The organism is Flavobacterium potami, assembly GCF_020026915.1.
GTDB lineage: Bacteria > Bacteroidota > Bacteroidia > Flavobacteriales > Flavobacteriaceae > Flavobacterium > Flavobacterium potami.
In genome coordinates this window covers 1-257 of the sequence record NZ_JAINUY010000104.1, presented here as the reverse complement: position 1 = coordinate 257, position 257 = coordinate 1, and the positions used below count along the sequence as shown (strand labels likewise).

At 53.7% G+C, this 257-nt stretch carries 1 rRNA gene; it reads right to left on the bottom strand.

The annotated features are described in order from the left end of the window. Window positions 1-257, bottom strand: a 16S ribosomal RNA gene (locus K6T82_RS24445); the annotation flags it as partial.

The window sequence follows — 257 nt, the reverse complement described above, 5'->3', positions numbered from 1 at the left end:
CCAGTGGCTGCTCTCTGTACCGGCCATTGTAGCACGTGTGTAGCCCAAGGCGTAAGGGCCGTGATGATTTGACGTCATCCCCACCTTCCTCACAGTTTGCACTGGCAGTCTTGTTAGAGTTCCCGACTTGACTCGCTGGCAACTAACAACAGGGGTTGCGCTCGTTATAGGACTTAACCTGACACCTCACGGCACGAGCTGACGACAACCATGCAGCACCTTGTAAACTGTCTTGCGAAAGGTCTGTTTCCAAACCG